Raw genomic sequence first — 23,900 nt, forward strand, 5'->3', positions numbered from 1 at the left:
TTTCTTGGTTGATTCAAAGCTCGGTTTTTGCTTTAGCACTGATCACTTTGTCCCGTACTAGTTCTCTAGGTAAGTTGTTTTTAAGTCGTTTCCCTAGGTGCTTTGCTACGCCAAGTGCACAATGATGATAGGTTAAAATCACCTCTCCTTGAGGTTTTCCGCCATCTTGCAACGGAATATCCCGTCCCATCAAATACTCTATTGCTTGTGATTCATTGAGTTCAATGGCGTTGTGTTTATCCGATAGTGCCATAATTGCTTCATGACGAACCTTAAACCCTTTTTTCAGCCCGTCAGCTAACTTAAGCCCAATACGCTGAAAGCGCATTTTTCCGATAAAATCGGCCATTTTTGCTGGGAATAACCAGTATTCAAGATCCCGCTCCATGATTAAGCCATCTTTAGGTAAGCTGATGCCAAAAGTGTGCTTAAAATAGTGGCTAAGCTCATCTTTTGTTTTGTTATTGGCAGCTGTAAATGGGAAGTTTCTCTGTGCTTTTGGCAGAGGCTTCTGACGCTCGACATCGGCTACTTTACGGACCTTAGCGATGAAGAAACCTTCACTATCGTATATTTGTGGCCAAACGTGCAGGAATCCCTCTGAAGTACAAGACTTGTCTGCATCGGGAAATAGCTCGCTCAATGACTGAAACTCGACAGCCTGAGGAAAACAAGACATTAAGTGTTCACAGACCTCTTGGTTCTCACTCCGGCTAAGGGCACAGGTTGAATAGACTAAGCTTCCGCCAGTTTTAAGGGCGAGAAATGCTGATTCAATTAGCGCCTTTTGTGTTTCAATAATCGAGGCATTTTCTTCTAGACTCCAGTTGCGCAGTGCTAACGGATCTTTTCGTATCGTTCCCTCTCCGCTACATGGGGCGTCGAGTAAGATGGCATCAAACTGATGATAAAGATATTCACCAAATACGCGAGCATCGAAATGAGTTAAGGCTGTGTTGTAGACGCCCATGCGTTGTACATTGGCGTGAAGTACTTTGACCCGGCTAGAGGAGTATTCGTTGGCAACTAACAGACCCTTGTTATCCATTAAGCTGGCCATCTGAGTGGTTTTCGAACCTGGTGCTGAGGCCATGTCAAGAATGGTGTATTCAGATGAGTTATCCAAACCGTCAAACAGTGCAGTAGGGGGCAGCATGGAGCTGGCTTCTTGAATGTAAAAAAGTCCCTGAATATGTTCTATGGTATTGCCAAGCTGTATCTCATTATCTAACGCCACCCAAAAACCATCACTGCACCAAGGGATCGGATCGAGAGTCCAACCTTTAGCTGCCATCAGTGTGACAAACTCGTCTGATGAGATCTTTAACGTATTAATACGAATAGAGGGCCGAAGGGGCTTACTACTGTAGCTGATAAAATCATCCATAGTGAGATGAGCTGGCATATCTTTAGCGATGCTATTGATAAAATCTTGATTTAATTGAACCATAGGAGAGAAACTGTTACCGAGCAACGTGTTATTTTGCGCGATTATAGCATAGCATGGCTTAGTAAGCGTAAGAGGAGAGCAGTAACATCTGCCTGTTTGGGAGTAGGCGCATATCGCCTCTACTCAGTGATGATTAATGAGTGAGATTAAGGGGATCTTGTGTTAAATCGGGTGTGGTTGTTTTTCTTTGTAACGGCGATGATTGCCATCTTTATTCAACTTTTTAATGGCAATATTGAGGTGCTATCAAGCTCAGTAAACGCCCTCTTTGACAGCTCAAAGCTTGCTGCTGAAATCGCATTAGGATTAATTGGTGTGCTTTCTTTGTGGATGGGCCTGATGAGGGTGGGAGAGAAAGCGGGCGTGGTCGGTTTCTTTGCTAGCTTGTTTGAGCCATTACTCTCCCGTTTAATGCCTGAAGTGCCCAGAGGACATCCAGCTTACGGCAGTGTGACCATGAATCTAACTGCTAATATTTTGGGTTTGGATAATGCCGCGACACCTCTTGGGTTAAAAGCGATGCAAGATCTGCAGAGTTTAAACCCTGAAAAATCAGTGGCCACCAATGCGCAGATCCTGTTTTTAGTGCTTAATACCTCATCCGTCACACTGGTGCCTGTGACCGTGTTTTTGTACCGTGCCCAACAAGGCGCCGCAGCACCTGCAGATATCTTTCTACCTATCTTGTTAGCAACAACTGCATCGACCTTAGCGGGTGTCATCATTGTATCGCTGTTTCAGCGAATATCACTATTCAATGCAGTGGTGATGGGGTATGGCGCAGTGATATTTGGCTCTATTATGGCATTAGTGTTTTATCTGGGCACCTTGACGACGACGGCTATAGGAACCTTGTCGACAGCGATGGGTAATGGGATATTACTGCTGCTGGTGTTTAGTTTTATACTGGTGGCCGGATTACGTAAAGTCGCTGTGTATGATGAATTTATTACGGGGGCGAAAGAGGGGTTTGCTCAGTCAATAAAGCTAATCCCATATCTGCTTGCTATGTTGCTGGCCATTGCGTTATTGCGCGCCTCAAGTGCGTTAGATTATCTGCTAAATCTGATCTCTGTGCTAGTTTCTGTTGTCGGTGGCGATACGCGTTTTGTTGATGCGTTGCCAACGGCCATCATGAAACCTTTTAGTGGTTCAGGAGCCAGAGCCATGATGTTAGAGACCATGGAGCACCATGGTGTCGATTCATTTGCTGGACGTTTAGCCGCAGTATTCCAAGGAAGTACTGAAACCACTTTTTACGTCTTAGCTGTCTATTTTGGCGCGGTGGGGATTAAAAATGGACGACATGCGTTAGCCTGTGGTTTAACAGCAGATTTTGCTGGAATAGTCGCAGCCATTTGTGTCTGTTATTACTTTTATGGGTAGCGAGTTAGTACAATACACATAAAAAAGCTGACAAGAAGTCAGCTTTTTTATGCTAAGTATTAATGTGTTAGAAGTGATAGCTCACGGAAAGCATGGGGCCGATAAAACTGTAATGTAGGTTATAGTTGGCGACATGTAGATCAGATTGAGTGGCTTTATGCACATAATCGACATCGACCTCATAGTAGTTAAACGCTGCTGTCATGTGCCAATTTTCGGTTATCTCAGCTTCAACTCCAGCTCGAATATCAACTAAGTTTCCTTTAAGGTCATCAAGCTTGATATAAAAGTATTGCGCATGGGCGGTAAATCTAAAGCCTGGCATAAATTCGTAATCGCCATAAACACCGATATCAGGAAGGGGGGCCGTGACGCTTTCTTCAACCATTTGATTGGTAGGTGTAGCTCCACAAGTATCTAAGCTACCGCCATCGATACATGCACCTATATTTCCTTCAAACCCAGTTTCAATAAACATGGCATGGAGCCCGAGGGATAGCCCTAAATTGTAATTATTTCCCTGCAAAAAATTATAGCCATAACCGATGCGAGCTATATCAATATTAAGGGTGGTTTTAATCTTTGCCCCTAGTTGAATATCGTAGATCTGATCGTCGAGGTTTACCTGAAAAGGCGTCGTTATCTGCTGTACATCGGCATTGCGATGTAGCTGTTTCCAGTCGATATATAGGCTGTGTTTATCGTTAAAGTGATAAAAAACTTCGAAAAAAGGTAAAAACTGTGACTCTTCGAGCTTAAGATCTTGTTCGAAATCAATTTCAAAATCATTACCAAGAATAGGATTAGTAACATCCATGCTGGAATTTGAGTTCGAATAAAACCCTCCTATTCTAATGACGCTTTTACTGTCATCCTCAGGAAGTGAGCTCATTGGCTCTTGGGCCCAGCAAGGCGATGCTATTAATAGACCTAATACGGAAATGCCTATCTTTCCAAGCATAAAGGCGACTCCATTAATTGTTATTATAATTATATTTTTCTAAGTTATTGATTTTATTGGTTTGACCGTAAAATCTAGTACTATAGTATCAGAATGAATCTATTTGTGAATGATTTGTATCAAGAAATGTTAGAATAAGTTGAATGAATCATACTGTTTTTTCGAAAGGTATCACCTTCAGCTTGAAGGCGAGTGTTTTCAAGGTCTGTGAGACTGCTCAATTACTGAGGAGCAGATTCTCCCCATCAGTAACTGACATGAATTATGTTTATTTTTTGTTAATTCCAACTTTTATCGGTAAAGAGTTATAGGTACCGAGCTCCGAGGATCACGGTCCAGATGATGGCGCATAGTGTCAGGCTCATAAATACCGCTGCAGAGGCGATATCTTTCGCTTGACCGCTTAATTGATGGTGTTCACTGCCGATACGATCGACAACGGCCTCAACTGCTGAGTTTAGCAGTTCGACAATCAGTACAATAAATAGCGTCAATACTAATAATAAACGTTCGATGGTCGTGATGTCGGCAACTAGAGCGATAGGCAACATTAGCAGTGCTAATACGACCTCTTGTCTGAATGCTGCTTCATGTGCCCAAGCCGCTTTTAATCCCTTCATCGAAAAGCCTGTCGCTCTAAATACGCGCTTTATACCGTGGTTATTTTCAGGTTTCATATTAATCCAAAGTAAATTTGTGAATGCGTTATATCGGTGTGGTATGACAATGTCTATTACTGACAGCCTAATTTTTGCAAGAGTATAACACCGTGAAAATATGAGACCAATTTCAATTAGTTTGGTTCATGTTCTACACTCATGGGCATCGAGCTAATTAATAGCCTGATTGTGATTAATGGAATTAATCTTGAATATTTTACGAAGGAGCGTTGAATGAAAACCTTAAATAGAAAGTGGGGGGAGCTTGTCCTATTTCTCCTCTTGTTCATGTCGCTATCCTCTGTTGCGGGAGGGGAAGATGCAAAGTTGATTCAACTCGCAACGGATGCAGAGATCGAGGGTGAAATAACACAGTACCTTATCAGTGAAAAACTCGATGGTGTAAGAGGATTTTGGGATGGGGAACAGCTTTATACTCGCTCAGGACTTCGAATTGTTACCCCTGCTTGGTTTACACATTCTTTCCCTACTTACCCTCTAGATGGTGAACTTTGGATGGGAAGAGGTACTTTTGAGCAAGTTTCAGGCTTAGTGAGGCGTAAAACGCCTTTAGAGAGTGAGTGGAAAAAAGTGACCTTTATGGTATTCGATTTTCCCGAGAGCAAACTCTCTTTTGGTCAACGTTATCAGTATTATGTGAAAGCCTTAGCTGATATTTCACCCTACCTATCGGTAATAGAGCAAACTCAAGTACCGAATGTAGAACAACTTAATGCCAAACTTGCCTTGGTTGTTAACGGAGGAGGAGAGGGGTTAATGCTGCATAAGCAGGATGCTCTTTATGTAGCAGGTCGAAATCGAGACCTTATAAAGCTTAAGCCATTTTATGATGCGGAAGCGACCGTTATTGCTCATCTTCCTGGGAAAGGTCAGTTTAGTGGCTTACTTGGGGCATTATTGGTTGAAACTCCAGAAGGTGTGCGCTTTAAAATAGGCACCGGGTTTAGTTTGGAGGAGCGACGACAACCGCCTAAGCTAGGGGATATTATCACTTATAAGTATTTAGGTTTTACCCAGAAAGGGACACCTAGGTTTGCCAGTTTTTTGCGGGTAAGGGTTAATAGTAAAGTGACACAGTGATTACCTGTTATGGTGATTTTAGTGGTCCAAGGGTTATATACCATAGAAATTTTAGTATTATTTTATGCAATATAAATATCGATAGTTATATTATAAAATTGTCAATGTGAATAAGTTTTTTGAGAATTACTTTCGGTTAACAATGAGTACTAAAGTTGTAAGGTATAGTGTGTGATAGAGTTGTAGACTGATGTGTTTTTTGTTGTCAAAAGTAATTACCTAGTTGTATAAACTATATTGTTACTTATATTTGTGATTGCATTGGCAAAAGTGCCGACTAGATAATCCCTACCTGTTTACAGTGTAATATCTTACCCCCCACCTAACCGGGTAGGTGTATATTTTTTCTAGATATGATTAAGTATTACAATGCTCTGCTGTAGAGAGAGTTAAATATTGACACTGAAAGACCATGCAAACATTATTGTTATATACATCTATTGAATGGAGAGGTGTTATTTTTTTGTGTGATAATTCATCAATAGATGGTATCTACTTAGGGGGAGGGGGAATGGAGTCTTCTGTTTTAGGAAACCTACTTCGAGAAGTTGAGATTGAATTAGCTTTAAAAAAAATGCATTCGGAAATTGAGCATTATATTAAAGTTCATCATAATGAAAAGGTTATATATATAGCTGAGAGTCTTCTTTGTGACTGTGTTAGAACCAGTAGCAATCATGATATGTACCCAGCTATTCAATATGTTGTCATTAATGAATTATTGAAGGAGGTTTTACTCAACAAGACCACCAGTGATGAACCTCAAAGTAATGAAGGAGAGTGTATATCTACTATTGAATTAACACAGAGGCAACATGAAATTCTTCATTGGGTCAAACTAGGAAAGAGCAACTGGGAAATATCAACTATTCTTTCTATCTCAATTGATACTGTTAAGTTTCATTTAAGAGGAATATACAAGCGATTAGGAGTTTCTAACCGTGTACAGGCGGTACAAGTTGTCACAGCTTCTGATTTGGATAGTTTAGACTTAGGAAGCTTAGTAAATATATTGAAAGCAACCAACTGACTTAGTACTATAGAGCGACTAATAGAATGTTATTTTCCTTTATTCGAAGATATTTCTCCCAGAAGCTCTCTAAGCTCTGAATATTTATCGAATAGGATATCTGGCCCCTCTTTTCCTTTTAGTACTTTCACATCCTTATGATTTTTTTGGAGTGTAATTGCTCCAAGAGTTTTTTTTGCTCCTTGAATATCTTTAACTGGATGATCGCCTATCATCCATAAATTATCCCCTTTTTCTAGTCCTAGTTTTGATCGAGCGAGTTGAAACGGCAGAGGGTTTGGTTTGTCAGCTCCAGCTTCTTCAGTTGTTACTATGTAATCAAATGCTTCATGCAAACCAAAATATACAAGTTTTCTAAATTGAATCTGAGCTGTTAAATCTGTTACTACTGCACTTTGGATCCCATGGGCCCGTAAATCATGTAGAAATTCATGCATTTCTGGGAATAGTTGGCTATTTGTGAGAAAGGTTCTCCAGTAAGTTTGTTCTAAATCAAGTGTTGTCATAATCTGAGTTTTTAGACCCAGCAACTCAATTGTTCTTTGAAAGTACAGCAGTCGGCTATGTGAGCTTGCAGTTTCACCAAGTCTCTCTTTTATCTCTCTTTTACTGATTTTTAATGCATCTGAAAATCGACTTTGTTTGATTCCTAGTATCTTTTCAGCTTTTTGTTGAACAGCAAGTGAAGCTTGTTGGTGAGAGTAATGATATGGGTATAAGGTATTGTCAGTATCAAAAATCACTGCTTTAGGAAAGTCTTTGATAATACTAGTATCTCTCAATTCTAAGGTCATTTTTTTCTAACCCTCATCGTTTCATCTAAATGCAGAATAGTGATGATTTGCATCAACCCAAGCATGCCATCTTTCCATACAGGGTAGATATCAAGTAGTTCTGTAAATGTTAAGTTTAATGATTGAATAGCCAATGACATATCCTCTGCAAATACATCCCCTTCGATGGTCAATGTGACGTTATCATTATCATTGGTGAAATGTTTTTCTAATGATATCCCGCATAACCCTATCAATACCTTTGAAAGGCGTTCGTAGTAGACTCTACCTTTAATTGTTACCTGTAGTTTTAGCCTTACGTCATCGAAATTTTGCTCAGGATTGAATGGAGAAACATTATCTTGATTTAAAGGGATAAGTTGAAAAATAATATCTGCACGTTTTTTTTGTGGATGAATATACCTTTGAGCATCAGATTGACGTTTTTTTAACGAAGCGCTGACGCTTTCAATGTTACTACCACGAGCGTTGACATCTCGTTGGTACTTCCAAAAATATCTAAGTTGGTCGCTGGGTTCAAGAAATACTCTGACATCGAATTTATCGGATAATGATTTGGAAAAAAGTGTATGGAGACCTGAAGCTATTAATACATTATTGCCTTTGCGAAGCTTAGGTTCAGAAAAAAGCCCTGTTGTATGTTCATATGTTCTGCAATATATACTTTTCCTTTCTAATAAAGCTAGGATATCTCTGCAAAATTTATGAATATAGTTAGCACTGGGGTTTAAGTGGGTAAGTGCATTCCACATTCCGCCGTAACGATCCCATACATGGTAATCATCACCAGAAACATAGGAGACAGAGTGCTTTCCAAATAGGCCTGCCAAAGATGCTCCAAATGTATCCTTACCTGCACCTGAATCACCTGAAATCCCAATAGCTATTGGGTTTGTACCTATTAAATATATTTTATTCTTAAGTATTTCTTCTCGTAGTAACCTCCAACTTAACAGTCCTCCAAATGTTGTTATTAACGTGACCCAGAGAGAGCGACTATGAATATTCATATATGAACTCATTTTATCTAATTCGAAAATAAGATCATATTCAAAGTAATTTATCTGTGCGCCAAATGAGAACATTGAATGGTAGCAGATGATTAGGAATGTAAATGTTCCGAATAAAAAGTTCGAATACTCATTCTTCTTCAATAAGTACCCGATCAAAAACGGAAGCAACCATAGATACCAGCCAACAGGAGAGGGGGTTAAGAGGATTAATGCGAAAAAGCCTAGACCAATACTAGCCATTAATACGTCAAAGCTAATCCATGAAATACGCCACATTGAATACAGTAAAAGGACATAGATTATTGGCGTTACATAAATATTTATTTCTGGTCCCAAAGGTATTGCAAAGTGGTATATGCGCTCAGTTTCAGGAGTGTTTAGTACCATTTCTACGAAGCCTGAGCTAAAAATAGCTGGGATAACCAGTAATACTAAAGCACTAAAAAATGAAAATAAAAATGGAAAAAATGCTCTTCTATATCTTTTGTTCTTATATAGATAAATAGCAAAAAAAGGAATGACGATTAACATACTATGCTTTGCTGTTACAGCTAAAGCTAGTGTGAGCCCTGAAGCAATCATGTGATTTTTTTTGGTGAGAGTAATAGCATAGAGCAAAATGGCAACAGGTATTATATCTGTTTGCCCATTCCAATAATTAACAAACAATACAATTGGAGATAGCCAATATAGAGTTGTTATCGCTTCGCTATTGTTAGGGTAAAGTTTTACTAATAGGCTAAAAACAATGAAGTCAGCGATTAATATCGTAGCCTTAAGCCCGAGATTTTCAAAGAAACTAAGCTTTATAAAATCATCGATGAAACTGCCTAAAAGTACAAGTGGAGTATGTGAAAATAGCATAGTAAACCCATATGGGTATGCTCGATAATTCTCATTAACTAATAAAAAATCACTCCAGGGATCAAAGGAGGGCTGGTCGATAAAGTGTGAAATAAATGGCAGAAACCAGTCTGTTTGGATTTCTGGGGCTAGGAAAACTATTAATACTATCCGTATCAATAGACCTGTTTTAAAGTATGGAATATTGAAATAGGCTATGTTTTTCATAGCCATCTTTGTGGATATTTTGTACATACTGCATCGATCATATGTTTGAAATTTTTAATGCGTTGCTTGACTGTGATTATCTCTGAACCCCTATTTAGAGAGTGCAGTTCAGGGGATACTAAACATATTTTATAGTTGGCTTTTTTGAGAGTATGCACCATATCGGAGGTGATGTAGGGAGTGTTAAAGGAGTCTATCCAGACCCAGTCAACTAGACCTTGTAATGATAGAGCGGTTTCTATTGATTCATATTCGGATACGCGAACAGCGCACCGTTTTTCACCTAACTTGGCAGTTCGTATTAAAAATGGGACTGACTGATCAAGAAAAAAATAGTTACTAATATTATATTGATTCATCATTTCAATGATCTGATGCTCTAATCCTTCTTCTTTGACATTCAATATAAGTAGTTTATGTTTATATTCCTGTAGCCATTGTTCAAGAGCTTCTCCTGCAGTGAAAGGATCGTGCTGTAAAATTAACCTGTTACCTATAGTACGTATGTCAATTTCGACTCCTTGATTATGAGGAGTTGTAGCCAAAATTGTTCGTGTATTTATTCTGTGTTTGACGATTATCATAGTAAACCTCTAACGTTTTTTCAGTGAGAGGCTGAAATCAAGAGTGCGTTTTATAAATTTTAGTTTCTGTCTCCAGTTTATATTCCAGTTGGATTGGCCATACTTTCTATCGCTAAAAGTGACCGGTATGCGTTTTATTTTGTGGCTTTTTTTTGCAAGAAAGAAAGCGTACAAGTCTAACGAAAAGTCATTGGGTGGGCTTTGCCAGGACTCATAAAACTTTCGATGAAATAGTGTAGGTTGAGCATTAATATCCCAAAGCCAGGTTTGGTGCAGGAAAAGTTCACATATACTCATGCCAATGGTAAAAATATTATCTTTCAATGGCCGCTTTTTACGGGTTCCTTTGACAAAAAGTATCTCAGGTGTATCTGAGCATTCAAATACACAGCTTGCATTCACTGTATCGTATGGATCAGTTTGGAGATCGGCATGGGTCCAGCCTAATATATCACCTTGGGCTATTTTCAGACCTGCACATATTCCAAAGCCATATCCTTGGTTCACTTGAACGTGGCAAGAATGTATAAATTGATCAGCACTTATTAATTCTGCAAGTTGTTTTGAGGTATCATCTGTGGAGCCATTATCAACAATAATGAACTCTAATTTTGAATGGCGGATCGCTTGTCTACATCGCTCTACTAGTAAGGGGAGGTTTTCTACTTCGTTATAACAAGGAATAATAATTGATGTTAGCATCGTTTTGCCCCTTTGTTCATCTGATTACTTTTCAAGGTAAGTGTGAATGGGGCTACTTTCAAAACGCTGCTCCTGGCTTTCAACTGGGACTCGATTATCTTGGGTTAAGCAGTAGTGATGCGTATTCCATTTGTGAAAGCAGGATTGCCAATAACTGAATATGTTTAGGTCATCGGGAACCCCCCAGCCCAAATAATGATCCACGTCGAAAATATAGACGTTCATTCCTATGTTAAGTGCATCTTCAATCATTGAATCAATGTAGTACTCTCCGTTCATTTCGCCTTTTCGGTTTATAAGTGATTCAAATAAAAGTGAAAAGTCTCCAGCTCTTTTAAATGTAAAACAACCAATAATGATAGAGTCTTCAGATGGGTTATTAAGTGGTGCCTTCACTGATACTCTTGTCACCTTATTTTCGGGTGTAGATTCTATCCAGCCAAACATCTCAGGTTTTCTTTTTGCTAAAGCATGCTCCTTTGTGGTCCAGACGATGATATCTGTATCAGGCATAGAGAGTAGGTTTTCAAATTTTGTAGTATCGTAAATTGAACCATTATCACAGGCGCCAATTGTTAGTGGGAGATCTACCTCTATATTGTTCATCGCTGACATACAAGTTCTCGCCTGACCATCTGTAATTTGATCAAGTATTGAGATATTCATGGTAGGAAAGTTATTTTTAAGTTCAAGAATCAATTGACTAATATATGGGAGGTCGGCCCGTAAAATTGCATATTGTTTATCTGTGATAGGTAGATCATTTATAGCTTGGATAGCCATTGCTTTCCCTGATACGGGGATAAGTGGTTTAGGAGTTTGGTAACCGGCGTCTAGAAAGCGTTGACCTTGGCCAGCCATGGGAACAAATACAGCTCCTTTGTGTTTAGCGGTTCTAACTCTTGGGCTTATTAATGCCAAAAATGCAGCTGACCACATTTTATATTCTGCGAGGTCCTCTGGGGTACCCCATTGCATGAAATGTGAAATTTCATAAACGACTACCTTACAGTTATCCGCTAACATGGGGATATATGCCAAACTGACGTAATACTCTTGATTGGTATTTAGTTCTTGAAGAATCATGGTATTGAAATACTTTTTTAGTATCGAACCACTAGCAAAATAGTAGGTTCCACTTGATGCATATTCGTTCATAGGTGAATCTGTAAATGGTTGTTTTTCTTGAATATCAATTACACTGTCATTCAAGGTTTTAATATAGGCGTAGTATGTTGAGCCTAATGAGTGGGGATGAAAACCTCGATAACATGGAATAGCTCCATCTACTTTGCTCTTTAACACGAACTGTTTAAAGTGATACCAATCCCATAAACAGCTGAAGTCACAGTAATTAACTATGGTAGGTTTGCTTAGATCTATATCTTCGATAACTTGCATAACCGAATATACTGGCCCAAATTTGTGAGGGGGAATCGCAAGTATTTTTGCCGTTTTACAATACTTTTTTATCGTTGACTCCATTTTATAACGTGGAGTTTCTAGGTGTTCTCGATTACAAATAAAAGTAATATCTGATTCATCAGGAAACAGATCTATTACATGAGCAATCATTGGCTTACCTTCTATTTCGATAAGAGGCTTAGGGATTGTGTAGCCCTTTTTTCGAAACCGCTCGCCAAAGCCAGCCATTGGAATGATAATCTGCACTGGTAATTCCTTAAATTGAGCTCGTCATCGAGTGTCTATATGTTTCAGCATCCCAATTGGTAAGCTCCATGATCTCTGAATCGCTTAAGTAACGTATGACGTGCTTTTCTGGGAGTTTTAGTAATACAGAGGACAAACCGTAAGCCAGTTGTTCACCTGTTTTACATACATGTTTATTTATTAGTACTCCTTTTCCTTCCATCAATAGCATCTGAGGGGAATTTACTGGGTTTTTATCTTTAACTATTGATTTAGTTATTGTTTTTATTGACTCACCGAGAAACACAACTTGATCTGGAAAAAGAGGGCCTTTTTTTGCTGTTCGATAGGAGTTTTTGTTTAGTGCTAAAGAGTGAATGTCTGGATATGAGGGCAGTCTATAATCACTGCCAGCTGAGAGTGCTAATAAGTTAGCTATATTTGCATAGGGGGTAGTTGATCGTTTTGGACAATAAAGTCTTGATTCCACCTCTCTAACTAGCTGTTCAATTTCAGTAACAGACTTTCCTAAAATCACAACGCCATGATTTTTAAGGAGAATGATGTTTGTATCTTGTTTGATAGTATTTAATATTGATTCCGTTAGGGCTGCCCCAGGTTTTACATAATCGATAAGGCACCAATGAAGTCCTGTAAGCCTGCCTGCTATGTTAGATTCAATATTTTTTTGAACTAACCAAGCCAGTACCGATGTTGAATGAAGGTGAACGACAAATTTATGTGGGAGTAGGGCATGCATACTTGTTTCTATAGAAGGACGTAAACCAGACTCTACAGTGTGTTCCATCACATGGTGATCTAATGAACTGGTTGGCTCTAATAGAAAGCTACGTTTAAGCTCAGATAACTTCAAAGGAATAAAAATATTCTCATTTAGAGCATTACCTAACCATTTACCAGATGCTTTTATCCACATACAGTCACTTTGGTAGCATTTGTAGGAAGTGTTTCCTCCTGCTCCCTGAACCAGCGACAAATTGCGACCATATTTGGCGGATATTTGGGCTAACTCCTGTACTGACATAATATTTTTTGCGCCCCATAAAAGTTCTGTATGTTAGTTGGTTTAAATGGTTGGCTTTTCAAGAAACAGTACTCAAAAAATTAATTCATTAAAGTAAAAATTAACGATTACTGTTTCATATTTTTTAATCGATTAAAGTGATTACTTATCAATCAGCATACAAGAAAGAAAATGAAATATTCACTACCCGTGTGAGCAGTACATATTTGATTTCAACAAATACTTGTAGAAAATTAGATACATCAACCGTTACTCACTTAGTCGTTAAATAAAGGCTAGTTTTTCAAGTGCACTTTTTTCTATTGCTTCAATTTTTGCTAATTCATGAATAAGCATTTTTAATGTAGAGTCTGTCGTCTCAGATGAACTTAAGGGAGATAAGGCCAATAACTCTTGCCCGACTGATTGCCATAAAATGCCACTTTCTGTAAAAAGTTCTGCTGCTTTTAATATCGTTTCATTGTTATTTATTTTGGCTATATGTGTCAGGAAGTCACTTATCATTAGTCGAAATAGACCACCACCTGTACCAAATAGCTCTATTTGTCTTCCTAGGTATACAAGCTGTCTTGTGAGTGCATCACTCCTTACTGGATTTCCATCTCCATCAACATCATCTACAGAGCCTCGCTTAGTATTGGGCCAATTCTGTGCTGATTTTGCTAGTTTCTTGATCCCTGGGATCCCTAAATTACGGAAATTGGGTTTTAGTACTTCTCGACAAAGGTTTTTAGCGGCTATTGGTCCAATGGTGTGCAGATTAGGCTGGCGTTTAACAGACTTAAATACACAGCACCAATTTGCTGGATTAATGGGAGGAGAAAGTGTCGATGATCTTGCTTTACAGAGTTCACTTGAGTCTATCCATTGAGTGTCAGTAAAAGAGGAGTCCGACACCTCAAACCAATCGCTCTGCTCATCGTAATCAATAATATTGATAAAATACCCGCCAAAGGGCGCTTTACCTGCAAGCCCCCAATAGGGAAGCAGTGAAATGTCAACGCGAGTAATGACCGCCGTGTATTTTTTGAGAAGCTCTATAAGTACACTAGGGCCTGCAGATTGATGTATTTCTACATCAATTCCCATTAAGCGGGCTGCATTCATTGGGAAGATTGCTTGTTTTCCTAGAACGATATCAGCACTGTTTCCTTGCACTGTGTGATAGGCAAAACCAAAGCTAGCATCTAATCCAAATATGATATTCTCTTCTATATCTATGCCTAGGGAGAGTAAGATATTTCGCTGGCAAGTTGACTCGCAATGTTTACCTGTTGCATGGACATACACATTTGTTGATATCTGGGCTGATGGTTGGGAACTTGAAAGTAGAGTATCGTTCATCTCTTTAATTTCCTTATATTCATCACACTTGGTTATACATTTTTTATTTCTATTTTATTTGTGTTCCATTGACCGACATCATTACCGATGAGAGCTGTATTTTGCCAATCATCAAATCGAGGTACATTTCTCATCTCATATTCGTACTCTTCATGCATATCCTGCACAATTTTTATTGTCTCTTTTGAGCGATCTACAAGAGTCTGTCCTTTTAAGCCCCACCATAGATACCAGTTCTTGTGGTTAAGGTAGGTATCTCTTACATAGTTAAGTGTATCTGCGCAGGCTAATGTTTCGGGTTCAACATAGAAAGTGGGAAGAAACATGTTGTGATTTTTTTGGATAATGCCTTTTTTTACAGCTATTCGTTGTAGCTTTGTATTACCAAATATCCTAATGCCAAGGTTTGCATAAATCTGATTAGGTTTTAGGTATTTCATTGAAAATTCAATAGAGTCTTTCAAAACTTTTGGTGTCTCTCCTGGGGCGCCTAGAAATACACAGTGGGTATGTTCCAACTTGCTTGCCGAGAGTATTTTATCCACCTCAACAACTCTAGATTGATCGAAGCCTTTAATTAAATGCTCTAATCCCTCTTCTGAAAATGCATCAGTACCTAAATCAACTCTTATACAGCCAGCTCTTGCCAGTAGGTCGACAAACTCTTTAGTAATAGCTGTTGGGGATAGTTGGCAGTACCAAGGTGTTGTTAATTTAGCTCGAACCATGGCTTCACACACTTCTGTTGCGTAATCAAGTGGAGCATTAAATGTGGCATCGACTATTTCAAATTCTTTGACCTGAGGATTATTTAGCATTGCCTGTTTGATCTCATTGGCAACTAGTGCAGGCTCTTTGAATCTATTTCCCCGGCCTTCAGTTTTTTTAATGATGCAGTATGAGCAATACAATTTGCATCCACGTTTTGTTTGCAGTGTTTCAATGGCGGGTTGAGTATCACGGGTGAGATCCGTTGAAGATGATATTGTGTCAACAAAGTATTGAGGATCGTAGATACTTCTATCTGGTTCAACAGTGCTGACATCTACGCTTCCAAATGAGGGGTTCTGCATAAATTTGCCATCTCGTATATAACAAAGCCCTGAGATCTCCTCCAATTTTCCTTTTCCATTCATTATGTATTCAGCCAGCTCTACTATGCTTTTTTCCCCCTCTCCAGCGACACCAAAATCAGGTTCTGCATATTCAAAAAAGGGTTTTGGTTCAACAGAAAAACCAGAGCCTCCAATCACGACTTTAGCGTTGGTGTATTTGCGTACACATTGAACAATTTTTCGAGTCAATGGACCGAAAAAAATGGGGTCAATAAATGTCAGGTTATCGAGATTACGAACCGCAATACCTATGAGGTCAAAATCATGTGATTTTAGCTTCTCAAGTACGGCTTTGAGTTCACGAGCTTCCCATAATAGATCCAGCACATGTACTTCATGTCCAGCTTGCTTTAAAGCGGAGGAGATATAGGCCATCCCAATAGGGAGTGCTGGCCGGGGAACTCGTATTTTATTGGTTGAAATGAGTAATACTTTCACGTTTCCTCCTCAATATTATTGAGTGATAAGCCTTGAAGGTATGAGGATGTGACTAAGTCTCCAATCCTACTGTTGGATTCTCGGTATTTATGTAAACGATGGATATCCAGTTCAATTAACTTGTAACCTTCATCCATGTCCATCATGAGCATGGTTTCGTCACCGTCTTCAAAATCAAATAACTCCTTCTCTAAAAACATAGGATCTGTCACTACCGAGCTTCGACCCATGTATTTAAAGCCCGCATAAGGGTTTGCCCCAATGCCTGAAACAAAGACAATAAAACACTGAGACTCAATGGCTCTAGCGGTTAATAATTGATTCGTTACGTAAAAAAAGGCTTCGGGGATTAGCGCTGTACAGATAATAATATCAACCTCTTTGCAGTACAGTTCCATACAGGAGATTGGGAAATTTATGTCGTAGCCTTGGAGTAATCCAATCCGACCTATATCAGTATTGAATACGGGAAAATCACTCCCCTGTGATATGTATTTCCTTTCCATTTCAAAACAGTGCACACGTCGGTATTTACCAATAATATTTCCAGTAGGAGAGATGAGAAAAGAGGTACTAAAGTAGCTCTCTCCGTCAACTTCAAACAGGCCTGCGACAAGGTAGATCCCTCCCTCCTTGGCAATCTGGCATAATTTATCGGTACACTCTCCAGGAATGGTTACCGCTACATCAGTGACATCAAGAATGTTTCCACTGGTTAGAAATGATTCTGGTAAGCAGACTAATTGAGCACCATCTTTAATGGCTTTTTTGATGTATCGTTCTGCACGGCGCATATTGCCGGACTCGCGGCTTAGTTTACATTCCAGCTGAATAACAGCGGTTTTTATTGGCTCAGTTATCATTGGAGTCCTCGGTATATAAGTTAGAGCTCAATGAATCAATTGGTTTAGAGGAGATGATTAGTCCAAGATCTTCTTGATATACGTTCCACTCCTCTAAGCCTGCTTCATTTAATAACTTTCTGGACTCCGCTGGTGTGTAAGAGCTACCAAGTGCCTCAATAAATTCATTTCCACCATCTTTGATAAACTGCAAGACAAAGGTAATGTGACCCTCTTCTGCTGCTCTGTTTAGGTCTTCAATAATCACAATTCCGTCGTGCTTGCAGATCCGTTTACACTCCTTTAAAACGGCAATTGGATTCCTCCACATATGCAGTGAGGAGAAAGAGAAAACAATATCAGCTGAACCATCTTCGAAGGGCATCGCATGAAACTTGCCTCCTTCAAACTCAATATCCCCTTTGTTGCTTGACCAAACTGCAAGGTTTAGATTCTCCTCAGCAACTTCAAGTAATATCTTGTTCTCTTCAATACCTGACACTGGGGTATCTGGCAATTTACCTCCAATATATAGCGATAACAGCCCAGTATTGACACCGACTTCAACGATGTCTGACATCTCATCCTTTGCTTGTTCCAAAATCCTGTTTGCTGGTTTCTGATAAGACATCAGTGCTGATTTTCGCATGCCCAAGTCATAGGCTCTTGCGACGTCAATATCTTTAAAAGGGGCTTTCCTTGGTTTTCTATCTTGAATCTTAAACATTGATTTCACGATAAATTCCTTTTAACTTGTTATGGTCGAGTTGTGATTTCAATTGGTTGCCACTCCGCAACGCTAGATTGAAACTCTGTGATGTCAGAACCTAAATGTTGTGGGTACCTTTTGAACGACTCGGAATAAAATGTCTTAGAGATGTTGTCTAGGTAGTACCAGCCTTTGGGATCGGTGACTTTGAGTTCATTTTGTGTCAACTCGACTAATCCTTTACTTTCTAAATCTTGTATCTCACTTTGGAACTTTTCTACAAAATCAACACCATAAAGATGTTTGAACATTTTTCTATCAACTTTTGAGGCCTTAACACCTAAAATCATTCCACGGCGAATGGCTTCCTCTTTGCTGATATATTGTCCCATTGAGATCGGGAGCTGTCCTGAATTGACGACCTCAATATATTTATTGATGGAGGGTTCATTAAAGTACCAGTGATCTTTTAGATGGCCTGTTGCGGTTGGTCCTAGCGGGATAATGGGAATATTTTCACTCCATGAGCGTTCACCATATCTTGGTTGGTAGCCTGGTTTGGCAAAACAATCCCCAAAGTAACCATCAAATCCATTTTCAGTGAGCTTTTTGGCCGCGAACATAAACATCTCATCAACAACGTCTGTGGTGGGCACCGGTGGTAATTTGCGTCGTTTTGTACTGACCTGAGCAAACTCCATATAGGTGTAAAAAGAAACACATGTCACGCCTAATTCGATTGCCTTGTCTAGGCTATATTCCCAGCTTTCCATTGTCTGACCGTTTAATCCATGCATCAGATCTATGTTTATATTTGTGAAACCAGCTTCCTGACAAATTTTGATCGCATTTTCCAACATTTTTGGGTCACTAGGGCGACCGATACTCTCTAGCTCCTCTTGGACGAATGTTTGTACACCTAAGCTAATGCGTTTGACACCATTGTTATAGAGAGTTTCAGCCTTCTTTTTTGTTATATCTATTGGCGTAGTTTCTATGGATAGCTCTACATCGTCACTCATATTGAGCTCAGAGTGAAGGTGACCTAGCAGCTCTTCTAGCTCAGCAGAGGAGAGAGCAGTGGGAGTGCCTCCACCTATGTAGCCAAGTGTAATTTCATGATCTTGAACGTATGGACGCGCCGCGTAATTTGATATTTCAGTTTTTAGGGCATCTAAATAGCGCCGGGTTATCGTTTTATCGGTTTGATGTTTTATGTATGGGCAGCTAAAACATAGCCGATTACAAAATGGGATGTGTACGTATATTCCCATCTGTTGTTTACCAAATACCTCTTCCTCTTTGATGGAGTGATGTCTTGTTGGGTATTGGCGAACCCACTCACTGTCTCTTGTTGGGTACTCTTTCCAAAATGGTAAATTAGGTAATGTCATGAATGATCCTCTCTAATATTTTTCCCTGATAAATGACGCATAATTTCTGCTAGTTTGGGGTGACACCAGTGTATCGACTTGAGCCTGATTCCGACGGAAGAGAGATAGCTAACGACAGATGACAAGATGTCTTGTTGTTGCTCGGCTATCTCAATATGGAACTGTGGCCCTACGGATTTAACCTCAAGTGAATTGCCAAATTGCTTCTGCCATTCATCTAGAGAGTGCTTAGTTTTTCCTATGTCTACATTTGGGTTTAACAGTGATAGCTTCAGGTAAGGGCTACCTAAGGTGCTGATGAATTCATTTACAGTCGAAAGTAAGGTTTGTCTTCCTTGATCTAATACAAGAACTTGATCTGCGAGCTGTTCTAATTCGTCAGAGTGGTGTGTTGAAAAGACGATGCTGACACCGGTCCGTTTTAGATGGGAGATGAAGCTTAAAATGACCTCTCTTGATGTGGCATCTAAACCTGTTGTTGGTTCATCAAGAATAAGTAGATCTGGTTTATGCGCGACTGCGACTAGAATATGGAGTTTTCTTTGATTCCCGCCAGATAATTTTGTTACGGCAGTATTTTGGTACATCTCCAGATCGGCGAGTTTGATGAGCTCGGTATATTGTTGTTTTGGCACTCGCCTTAATGTGAATTGGTGGGTGAGGTACTCCTTAACCATTAACTCATCAGGAAGGGATTTGTATTGTTGAATATACCCAATATGTTGACTCGCTTTGCTCCAGTTATTTGCAGATAAACCACAAATAGTAACTGAACCTGTATCAGGTTTTGTTAAGCCAGTTATTAACCGTATTAAAGAGGATTTTCCATGGCCATTAGCTGCTACTAAAGCTAAAGCTTCTCCTCTGTTAAGGCTAAAACTGATCATTGACAGTGCAAAGTTAGAGCTGAGTTTCAGTCCTAAATTGCTTACTTTGAGTACTTCATTGTCGCAGCTCATCATCACCTCTTTAGAACCTTTGAATACGGAATTTAAAGACATACATGGCAACCCAAATTGAAGTAAGTGAGTAAAAGGTTGTCAGTAAGAGATTAAAGTAGAGGTCTGTTGAGCTGGTTGCCGCCATAGCATCTCGAAAAACCTCGATATGAGCAGCTAAGGGGAGTGCACTTACAACATTTGAAAATGAACCGAAATTATCCAGTGGAAAAAATACTCCTCCGAAATAACTTAACGGGATGATAATAATATTGATTAAGCTAGAAAAGGATATTTCGTTGGTGAAGCTGGCAACGATGATCCCTAATGCTGCAAAGGTGATGCATTCGGTAAAAAATGCAAAAAATAGCAATACGTAGGATTCAATTGTGGCATTAAAAAACAGCATTGAGATCATTAATACCAGTAAGAATTGCAATGAACATTTTAATGACATGCCAATGATTCTACTGACTATAAAGCCCACATATGAAAGCGGAGAGAGCACTATGTCTTCAATCGTTCTGCGTTGGCAATCTACAATAAATGTGTACCCCATTGTATAGGTGCTGCTAAACATGATCCCTACAGCAAGAATACCGGGAAGAATAAAGGCAAAATAATTGCCTTCGATAGGGACTATAGGTTGTCCATTATCCGCTCCTAATCCAAATGCCAAAACCATAGTTACTGAGGTTAACAGTGACGAAATAACGATTAATTTACTTCTGAAAAACTGAAGTAGATCTAAATAGATCAAATTATATGCATCGCGAGCCCAGTATTTTATGTTTGCTATTTCCATCAACCCTCTCCATGTTTTATAGATGACATGCGGATATAGTCATGAAGGTAAGGCTGTTTCAATCTGACTTTTCGTTGTTGTCGTGGGTACCAAATTGCTGTTATCGTTGACTCTTCTTGGCCTGCTTGGGCCAGTATGTCGCAACGATTATCATCACTTATAGCTTCACATAAGCCGTCAACGATCATGCTGCGTCCCATGTAATCCATCATCGCTAATCGATTGTTTCCTAAGCCACTTGCAAATACGACACAGCAGCCGTTATCTGCGGCTCTTGCTCTACATAAGGTTTCGACAGGAAAGGAGTAACGTGTAAATAGATTTGCTACACATACAAGAATGTCGACCTCTTGCTGAAAATAATGCCGACTTGATTCCGGGAAACGTATATCGTAGCTGACCAGTAAACCAATGCGGCCAAGTGGTGTATCGATCACATCACAAGCTTTTCCTTGGGAGATAAAGTCACGTTCATCTTCCCACAGAGATGCGCGGCGGTATTTTGCTAATAGTTGGCCATCACTTCCGATAAGGATTGCGCTGTCATAGATATCACCGCCATTCCACTCCAAAACCCCCGCGCAAATCTGTATTTCATGTTCCAATGCTTGCTTAGATAAGAAGGACTGAATGTCGTGCAAAGATTGTGAATTTTGCCGTAAACTTGGAAAGTTAATTCCAGTCGCAAAGTTAGCAGGCAAACAAATAAAATTTGCGCCTTTACTTTTTGCTGCTGTGATCAGTGTGGCGACTTTTTGCAGATTATCTTCCATATCATCCTGCATAATTCGGTACTGTATTACAGCAATGTTTGTGGCTTTTCCTTTAAATAAACTCATGTTATTTGTCGTCAATTCACCAAAATGATAGATTCAGTTCAGCCTTAATTTCGGGCTTTGGTTAAGTTGTTTTTGTCCATAAACAACATAAAACGTGCATAAGTAAGCTAAATTATCTTTATGTTTTATCTATGTATTTTTTACGTCTTTAATTTTGTTAAATGGGCAAGGCCATCCTCACCGTTTGGAAACCTATTTATGGCCCACTCTCCACTCCACTCCTGTTCAATAATCTCCATTGCATTTTGGTGAGTTCTTAGATTTGCATCATGGTAAATAATGTTTTCTGAAACCTCTTTAGTGAGCATAAAAGCATTAATAGAGCTACTGGTTCGGTGGTCACCATCGATAAATACGAGATCAAAATATTGTTTTGGAAAATAGAGTGGTAGCTGGTGCTCATAAGCAAAAGCTTTAGTATCTTCGCCAGATTTAGTTGGCACAGAAAAAGATTGGTTATTTCGACTACCAAAATAAGCCTTAACTTTTTTGACGCGTGTATTTGGTATTGCATTGATATGATCGAATATCGCCTCACTATCGATAGTTCCATCTGATATCCAAGGATCCACACAAGTAATATTCATCGTTGGACTGCAGCTCGATAGCCATCTAGTTGAGATGCCACAAAAACTACCTATTTCTAATATTGATTTAGGCTGAATATCTGCAATCAAAGCTTCAATTTGACAGGCATCTGCCTTCTTTAACGATGTATGTAAGATGAGATCAGCTTGCTTAGGAAAGGAAGCATGCAGATATTTTGCAATATCGTTAAAGCGTCTTTTGCTATTGATGAATGAGCTGTGGTTATTATTCATCCTTTAGCCCCATGACTTGCTTGTGTATTTTCTAAGGAGGCTGTATCGCTCAGGCAGTTTACTGCCCCATCTAACACAGTTAGAAAGTTGTCAATCATCTCAATGTTTACATGGGCAGTAATGACAAGCCGTAGACAGTGTCTGAATCGCTTTGATACTGAAATTATCCAATCCCACTCCTCCAGTAATGTCATGACCTCTTCGGCATTTGGTAGGTCAACTATCACAATATTTAACTCAGGTGGTGAGGCGAGTTGATAGTTTCGCCACTTTAGTTGCTCTACCAAGTACTCCATAGTGGCGTAATTCTTACGTGTGATCTCTTTATAACCATCCCAGCCTAAGTGCTCTAAAACCGCAAAGGTTGCAACTGCAGCACCGCCAGGTCTTGTGCCTAAAAATGTCTTATGGCTAGGTGTGTTAATAAAAAATGAGTCAAGAGATATCAGTTCAATTAAACTCTGATCACGAAAGAATATGCCCCCCGCAGGAATATTGGCTAAACCATATTTATGAGGGTCCATCGTTATTGAGGATACGCCTGGTAAACTAAAGTCGAAATTGGGTAATTGGTATCCCAGTGCTTTGGCAAATGGAATGATAAAGCCCCCTGTTGCGGCATCGACATGTAGGTAGATTTGATGCGCCACTGCAATATCACTTAACTCTTCAATTGGATCGATTGAACCGAATTCACTGCTACCCGCTGTTGCGACTATTGCTACAGTATTTTCTGAAATATGTTTGTTGATTTGAGAAATATCCATACGGAATTTTTCATCTACAGGTAAGATCACCGCTGTTAAATCCAACAAGTCAAAGATCTTTTTCATAGAGTAATGCACAGTTTCAGCACAAATAACTTCACTGACATGTCTGTTCTTTGCCTTGCTTCTTGCCTGCTTTTTGGCAACGTATAGGGCTAATAGGTTTGCTTCTGTTCCTCCGGAAACTAGGCTACCTGCAGGTTCTTTTGCATGTAAAAAGGTAGATATGGACTGAATAACCTGTTGCTCAATTTGATGTGTACCCTGAAAAATACGAACATCACCGAGGTTGGTATCTATTGCATCAGTAAATGCCTTAACTGCGACCTCATGAGGCTGAGTACAGATAGAGTTCAGTACTCGATCCCAAGGTACATCGGTTTGACGTAGCTTCTGTATATTGGAATATACTTCTGATTTAGAGAGGCCGTGTTTACGCATA

The 23,900-nt window shown here is 39.4% G+C and carries 22 protein-coding genes; 3 read left to right on the top strand and 19 right to left on the bottom strand.

The window, feature by feature from the left end:
• Positions 1-13: 13 nt before the first annotated feature.
• Positions 14-1,450: a 16S rRNA (cytosine(1407)-C(5))-methyltransferase RsmF gene (rsmF, locus tag SWOO_RS10175; protein ID WP_012324616.1), complete on the bottom strand. Its 1,437-nt coding sequence runs from the start codon at positions 1,448-1,450 to the stop codon at positions 14-16.
• Positions 1,451-1,609: 159 nt separating this feature from the next.
• On the opposite strand from rsmF, the gene SWOO_RS10180 reads away from it, so the two are divergent.
• The gene (locus tag SWOO_RS10180) at positions 1,610-2,836 is read left to right on the top strand and encodes a nucleoside recognition domain-containing protein (RefSeq protein ID WP_012324617.1); all 1,227 of its coding nucleotides are present in this window, start codon (positions 1,610-1,612) and stop codon (positions 2,834-2,836) included.
• Between the two features lie 67 nt (positions 2,837-2,903).
• On the opposite strand, the gene SWOO_RS10185 is transcribed toward SWOO_RS10180, so the two are convergent.
• On the bottom strand, positions 2,904-3,797 hold the full coding sequence (locus tag SWOO_RS10185; protein ID WP_012324618.1) for a hypothetical protein: 894 nt from the start codon (positions 3,795-3,797) through the stop codon (positions 2,904-2,906).
• Between the two features lie 305 nt (positions 3,798-4,102).
• Positions 4,103-4,474, bottom strand: a complete 372-nt coding sequence (locus SWOO_RS10190) for a diacylglycerol kinase (protein ID WP_012324619.1) — start codon at positions 4,472-4,474, stop codon at positions 4,103-4,105.
• A gap of 216 nt (positions 4,475-4,690) precedes the next feature.
• Between SWOO_RS10190 and SWOO_RS10195 the strand changes: the two genes are divergently transcribed.
• Together SWOO_RS10195 and SWOO_RS10200 are read left to right on the top strand one after the other, a co-directional pair.
• Positions 4,691-5,557 carry a DNA ligase gene (locus tag SWOO_RS10195; protein WP_012324620.1) on the top strand — a complete coding sequence of 289 codons (867 nt, stop codon included), beginning with the start codon at positions 4,691-4,693 and terminating at the stop codon, positions 5,555-5,557.
• Positions 5,558-5,969: 412 nt separating this feature from the next.
• Entirely contained in the window at positions 5,970-6,587 is a 618-nt protein-coding gene (locus SWOO_RS10200; protein WP_012324621.1) for a helix-turn-helix domain-containing protein, read from the top strand.
• Between the two features lie 29 nt (positions 6,588-6,616).
• On the opposite strand, the gene SWOO_RS10205 is transcribed toward SWOO_RS10200, so the two are convergent.
• From SWOO_RS10205 to mfnA, 16 genes are all read right to left on the bottom strand, one after another.
• Positions 6,617-7,381, bottom strand: coding sequence for an HAD family hydrolase (locus SWOO_RS10205; RefSeq protein ID WP_012324622.1), 765 nt, complete (start codon positions 7,379-7,381; stop codon positions 6,617-6,619).
• The gene (locus SWOO_RS25505; RefSeq protein ID WP_012324623.1) at positions 7,378-9,465 is read right to left on the bottom strand and encodes a glycosyltransferase 87 family protein; all 2,088 of its coding nucleotides are present in this window, start codon (positions 9,463-9,465) and stop codon (positions 7,378-7,380) included. Before SWOO_RS25505 ends, SWOO_RS10205 begins: the two co-directional genes overlap by 4 nt.
• On the bottom strand, positions 9,462-10,049 hold the full coding sequence (locus SWOO_RS10215; protein ID WP_012324624.1) for a phosphatidylinositol-specific phospholipase C/glycerophosphodiester phosphodiesterase family protein: 588 nt from the start codon (positions 10,047-10,049) through the stop codon (positions 9,462-9,464). Before SWOO_RS10215 ends, SWOO_RS25505 begins: the two co-directional genes overlap by 4 nt.
• 9 nt (positions 10,050-10,058) lie before the next feature.
• Entirely contained in the window at positions 10,059-10,751 is a 693-nt protein-coding gene (locus tag SWOO_RS10220) for a glycosyltransferase family 2 protein (protein ID WP_012324625.1), read from the bottom strand.
• Positions 10,752-10,775: 24 nt separating this feature from the next.
• On the bottom strand, positions 10,776-12,422 hold the full coding sequence (locus tag SWOO_RS10225) for an NTP transferase domain-containing protein (protein ID WP_012324626.1): 1,647 nt from the start codon (positions 12,420-12,422) through the stop codon (positions 10,776-10,778).
• A gap of 10 nt (positions 12,423-12,432) precedes the next feature.
• Positions 12,433-13,446 (bottom strand): class II aldolase/adducin family protein, encoded by a 1,014-nt coding sequence (locus SWOO_RS10230; RefSeq protein ID WP_012324627.1) that lies wholly within the window; start codon positions 13,444-13,446, stop codon positions 12,433-12,435.
• Positions 13,447-13,710: 264 nt separating this feature from the next.
• A complete protein-coding gene (locus SWOO_RS10235) occupies positions 13,711-14,790 on the bottom strand; it encodes a BtrH N-terminal domain-containing protein (protein ID WP_012324628.1) in 1,080 nt (359 codons plus the stop codon).
• Positions 14,791-14,822: 32 nt separating this feature from the next.
• Positions 14,823-16,343: a B12-binding domain-containing radical SAM protein gene (locus tag SWOO_RS10240; protein ID WP_012324629.1), complete on the bottom strand. Its 1,521-nt coding sequence runs from the start codon at positions 16,341-16,343 to the stop codon at positions 14,823-14,825.
• On the bottom strand, positions 16,340-17,206 hold the full coding sequence (locus SWOO_RS10245; RefSeq protein ID WP_012324630.1) for a carbon-nitrogen hydrolase family protein: 867 nt from the start codon (positions 17,204-17,206) through the stop codon (positions 16,340-16,342). Before SWOO_RS10245 ends, SWOO_RS10240 begins: the two co-directional genes overlap by 4 nt.
• Positions 17,196-17,912, bottom strand: a complete 717-nt coding sequence (locus SWOO_RS10250; RefSeq protein WP_012324631.1) for a class I SAM-dependent methyltransferase — start codon at positions 17,910-17,912, stop codon at positions 17,196-17,198. Before SWOO_RS10250 ends, SWOO_RS10245 begins: the two co-directional genes overlap by 11 nt.
• Before the next feature lie 29 nt (positions 17,913-17,941).
• Positions 17,942-19,288 (bottom strand): coproporphyrinogen-III oxidase family protein, encoded by a 1,347-nt coding sequence (locus SWOO_RS10255; protein ID WP_012324632.1) that lies wholly within the window; start codon positions 19,286-19,288, stop codon positions 17,942-17,944.
• Positions 19,285-20,289 carry an ABC transporter ATP-binding protein gene (locus SWOO_RS10260; protein ID WP_195742882.1) on the bottom strand — a complete coding sequence of 335 codons (1,005 nt, stop codon included), beginning with the start codon at positions 20,287-20,289 and terminating at the stop codon, positions 19,285-19,287. Before SWOO_RS10260 ends, SWOO_RS10255 begins: the two co-directional genes overlap by 4 nt.
• Positions 20,258-21,031, bottom strand: coding sequence for an ABC transporter permease (locus SWOO_RS10265; RefSeq protein ID WP_012324634.1), 774 nt, complete (start codon positions 21,029-21,031; stop codon positions 20,258-20,260). Before SWOO_RS10265 ends, SWOO_RS10260 begins: the two co-directional genes overlap by 32 nt.
• The gene (locus tag SWOO_RS10270) at positions 21,031-21,870 is read right to left on the bottom strand and encodes a carbon-nitrogen hydrolase family protein (protein WP_012324635.1); all 840 of its coding nucleotides are present in this window, start codon (positions 21,868-21,870) and stop codon (positions 21,031-21,033) included. The genes SWOO_RS10265 and SWOO_RS10270 overlap by 1 nt, the downstream gene beginning before the upstream one ends.
• A gap of 140 nt (positions 21,871-22,010) precedes the next feature.
• Positions 22,011-22,691, bottom strand: coding sequence for a class I SAM-dependent methyltransferase (locus SWOO_RS10275; protein ID WP_012324636.1), 681 nt, complete (start codon positions 22,689-22,691; stop codon positions 22,011-22,013).
• Positions 22,688-23,899, bottom strand: coding sequence for a tyrosine decarboxylase MfnA (gene mfnA, locus SWOO_RS10280; RefSeq protein ID WP_012324637.1), 1,212 nt, complete (start codon positions 23,897-23,899; stop codon positions 22,688-22,690). Before mfnA ends, SWOO_RS10275 begins: the two co-directional genes overlap by 4 nt.
• Position 23,900 lies beyond the last annotated feature (1 nt).

This window comes from Shewanella woodyi ATCC 51908, assembly GCF_000019525.1.
Taxonomy (GTDB): domain Bacteria; phylum Pseudomonadota; class Gammaproteobacteria; order Enterobacterales; family Shewanellaceae; genus Shewanella; species Shewanella woodyi.

Bases quoted from the DNA above. Each gene is read 5' to 3' on its own strand.
- rsmF (WP_012324616.1), bottom strand. From the start codon at position 1,450: ATGGTTCAATTAAATCAAGATTTTATCAATAGCATCGCTAAAGATATG.
- SWOO_RS10185 (WP_012324618.1), bottom strand. From the start codon at position 3,797: ATGCTTGGAAAGATAGGCATTTCCGTATTAGGTCTATTAATAGCATCG.
- SWOO_RS10190 (WP_012324619.1), bottom strand. From the start codon at position 4,474: ATGAAACCTGAAAATAACCACGGTATAAAGCGCGTATTTAGAGCGACA.
- SWOO_RS10195 (WP_012324620.1), top strand. From the start codon at position 4,691: ATGAAAACCTTAAATAGAAAGTGGGGGGAGCTTGTCCTATTTCTCCTC.
- SWOO_RS10200 (WP_012324621.1), top strand. From the start codon at position 5,970: ATGCAAACATTATTGTTATATACATCTATTGAATGGAGAGGTGTTATT.
- SWOO_RS10205 (WP_012324622.1), bottom strand. From the start codon at position 7,381: ATGACCTTAGAATTGAGAGATACTAGTATTATCAAAGACTTTCCTAAA.
- SWOO_RS25505 (WP_012324623.1), bottom strand. From the start codon at position 9,465: ATGAAAAACATAGCCTATTTCAATATTCCATACTTTAAAACAGGTCTA.
- SWOO_RS10215 (WP_012324624.1), bottom strand. From the start codon at position 10,049: ATGATAATCGTCAAACACAGAATAAATACACGAACAATTTTGGCTACA.
- SWOO_RS10220 (WP_012324625.1), bottom strand. From the start codon at position 10,751: ATGCTAACATCAATTATTATTCCTTGTTATAACGAAGTAGAAAACCTC.
- SWOO_RS10230 (WP_012324627.1), bottom strand. From the start codon at position 13,446: ATGTCAGTACAGGAGTTAGCCCAAATATCCGCCAAATATGGTCGCAAT.
- SWOO_RS10235 (WP_012324628.1), bottom strand. From the start codon at position 14,790: ATGAACGATACTCTACTTTCAAGTTCCCAACCATCAGCCCAGATATCA.
- SWOO_RS10245 (WP_012324630.1), bottom strand. From the start codon at position 17,206: ATGATAACTGAGCCAATAAAAACCGCTGTTATTCAGCTGGAATGTAAA.
- SWOO_RS10250 (WP_012324631.1), bottom strand. From the start codon at position 17,912: ATGTTTAAGATTCAAGATAGAAAACCAAGGAAAGCCCCTTTTAAAGAT.
- SWOO_RS10255 (WP_012324632.1), bottom strand. From the start codon at position 19,288: ATGACATTACCTAATTTACCATTTTGGAAAGAGTACCCAACAAGAGAC.
- SWOO_RS10260 (WP_195742882.1), bottom strand. From the start codon at position 20,289: ATGTCTTTAAATTCCGTATTCAAAGGTTCTAAAGAGGTGATGATGAGC.
- SWOO_RS10265 (WP_012324634.1), bottom strand. From the start codon at position 21,031: ATGGAAATAGCAAACATAAAATACTGGGCTCGCGATGCATATAATTTG.
- SWOO_RS10270 (WP_012324635.1), bottom strand. From the start codon at position 21,870: ATGAGTTTATTTAAAGGAAAAGCCACAAACATTGCTGTAATACAGTAC.
- SWOO_RS10275 (WP_012324636.1), bottom strand. From the start codon at position 22,691: ATGAATAATAACCACAGCTCATTCATCAATAGCAAAAGACGCTTTAAC.
- mfnA (WP_012324637.1), bottom strand. From the start codon at position 23,899: ATGCGTAAACACGGCCTCTCTAAATCAGAAGTATATTCCAATATACAG.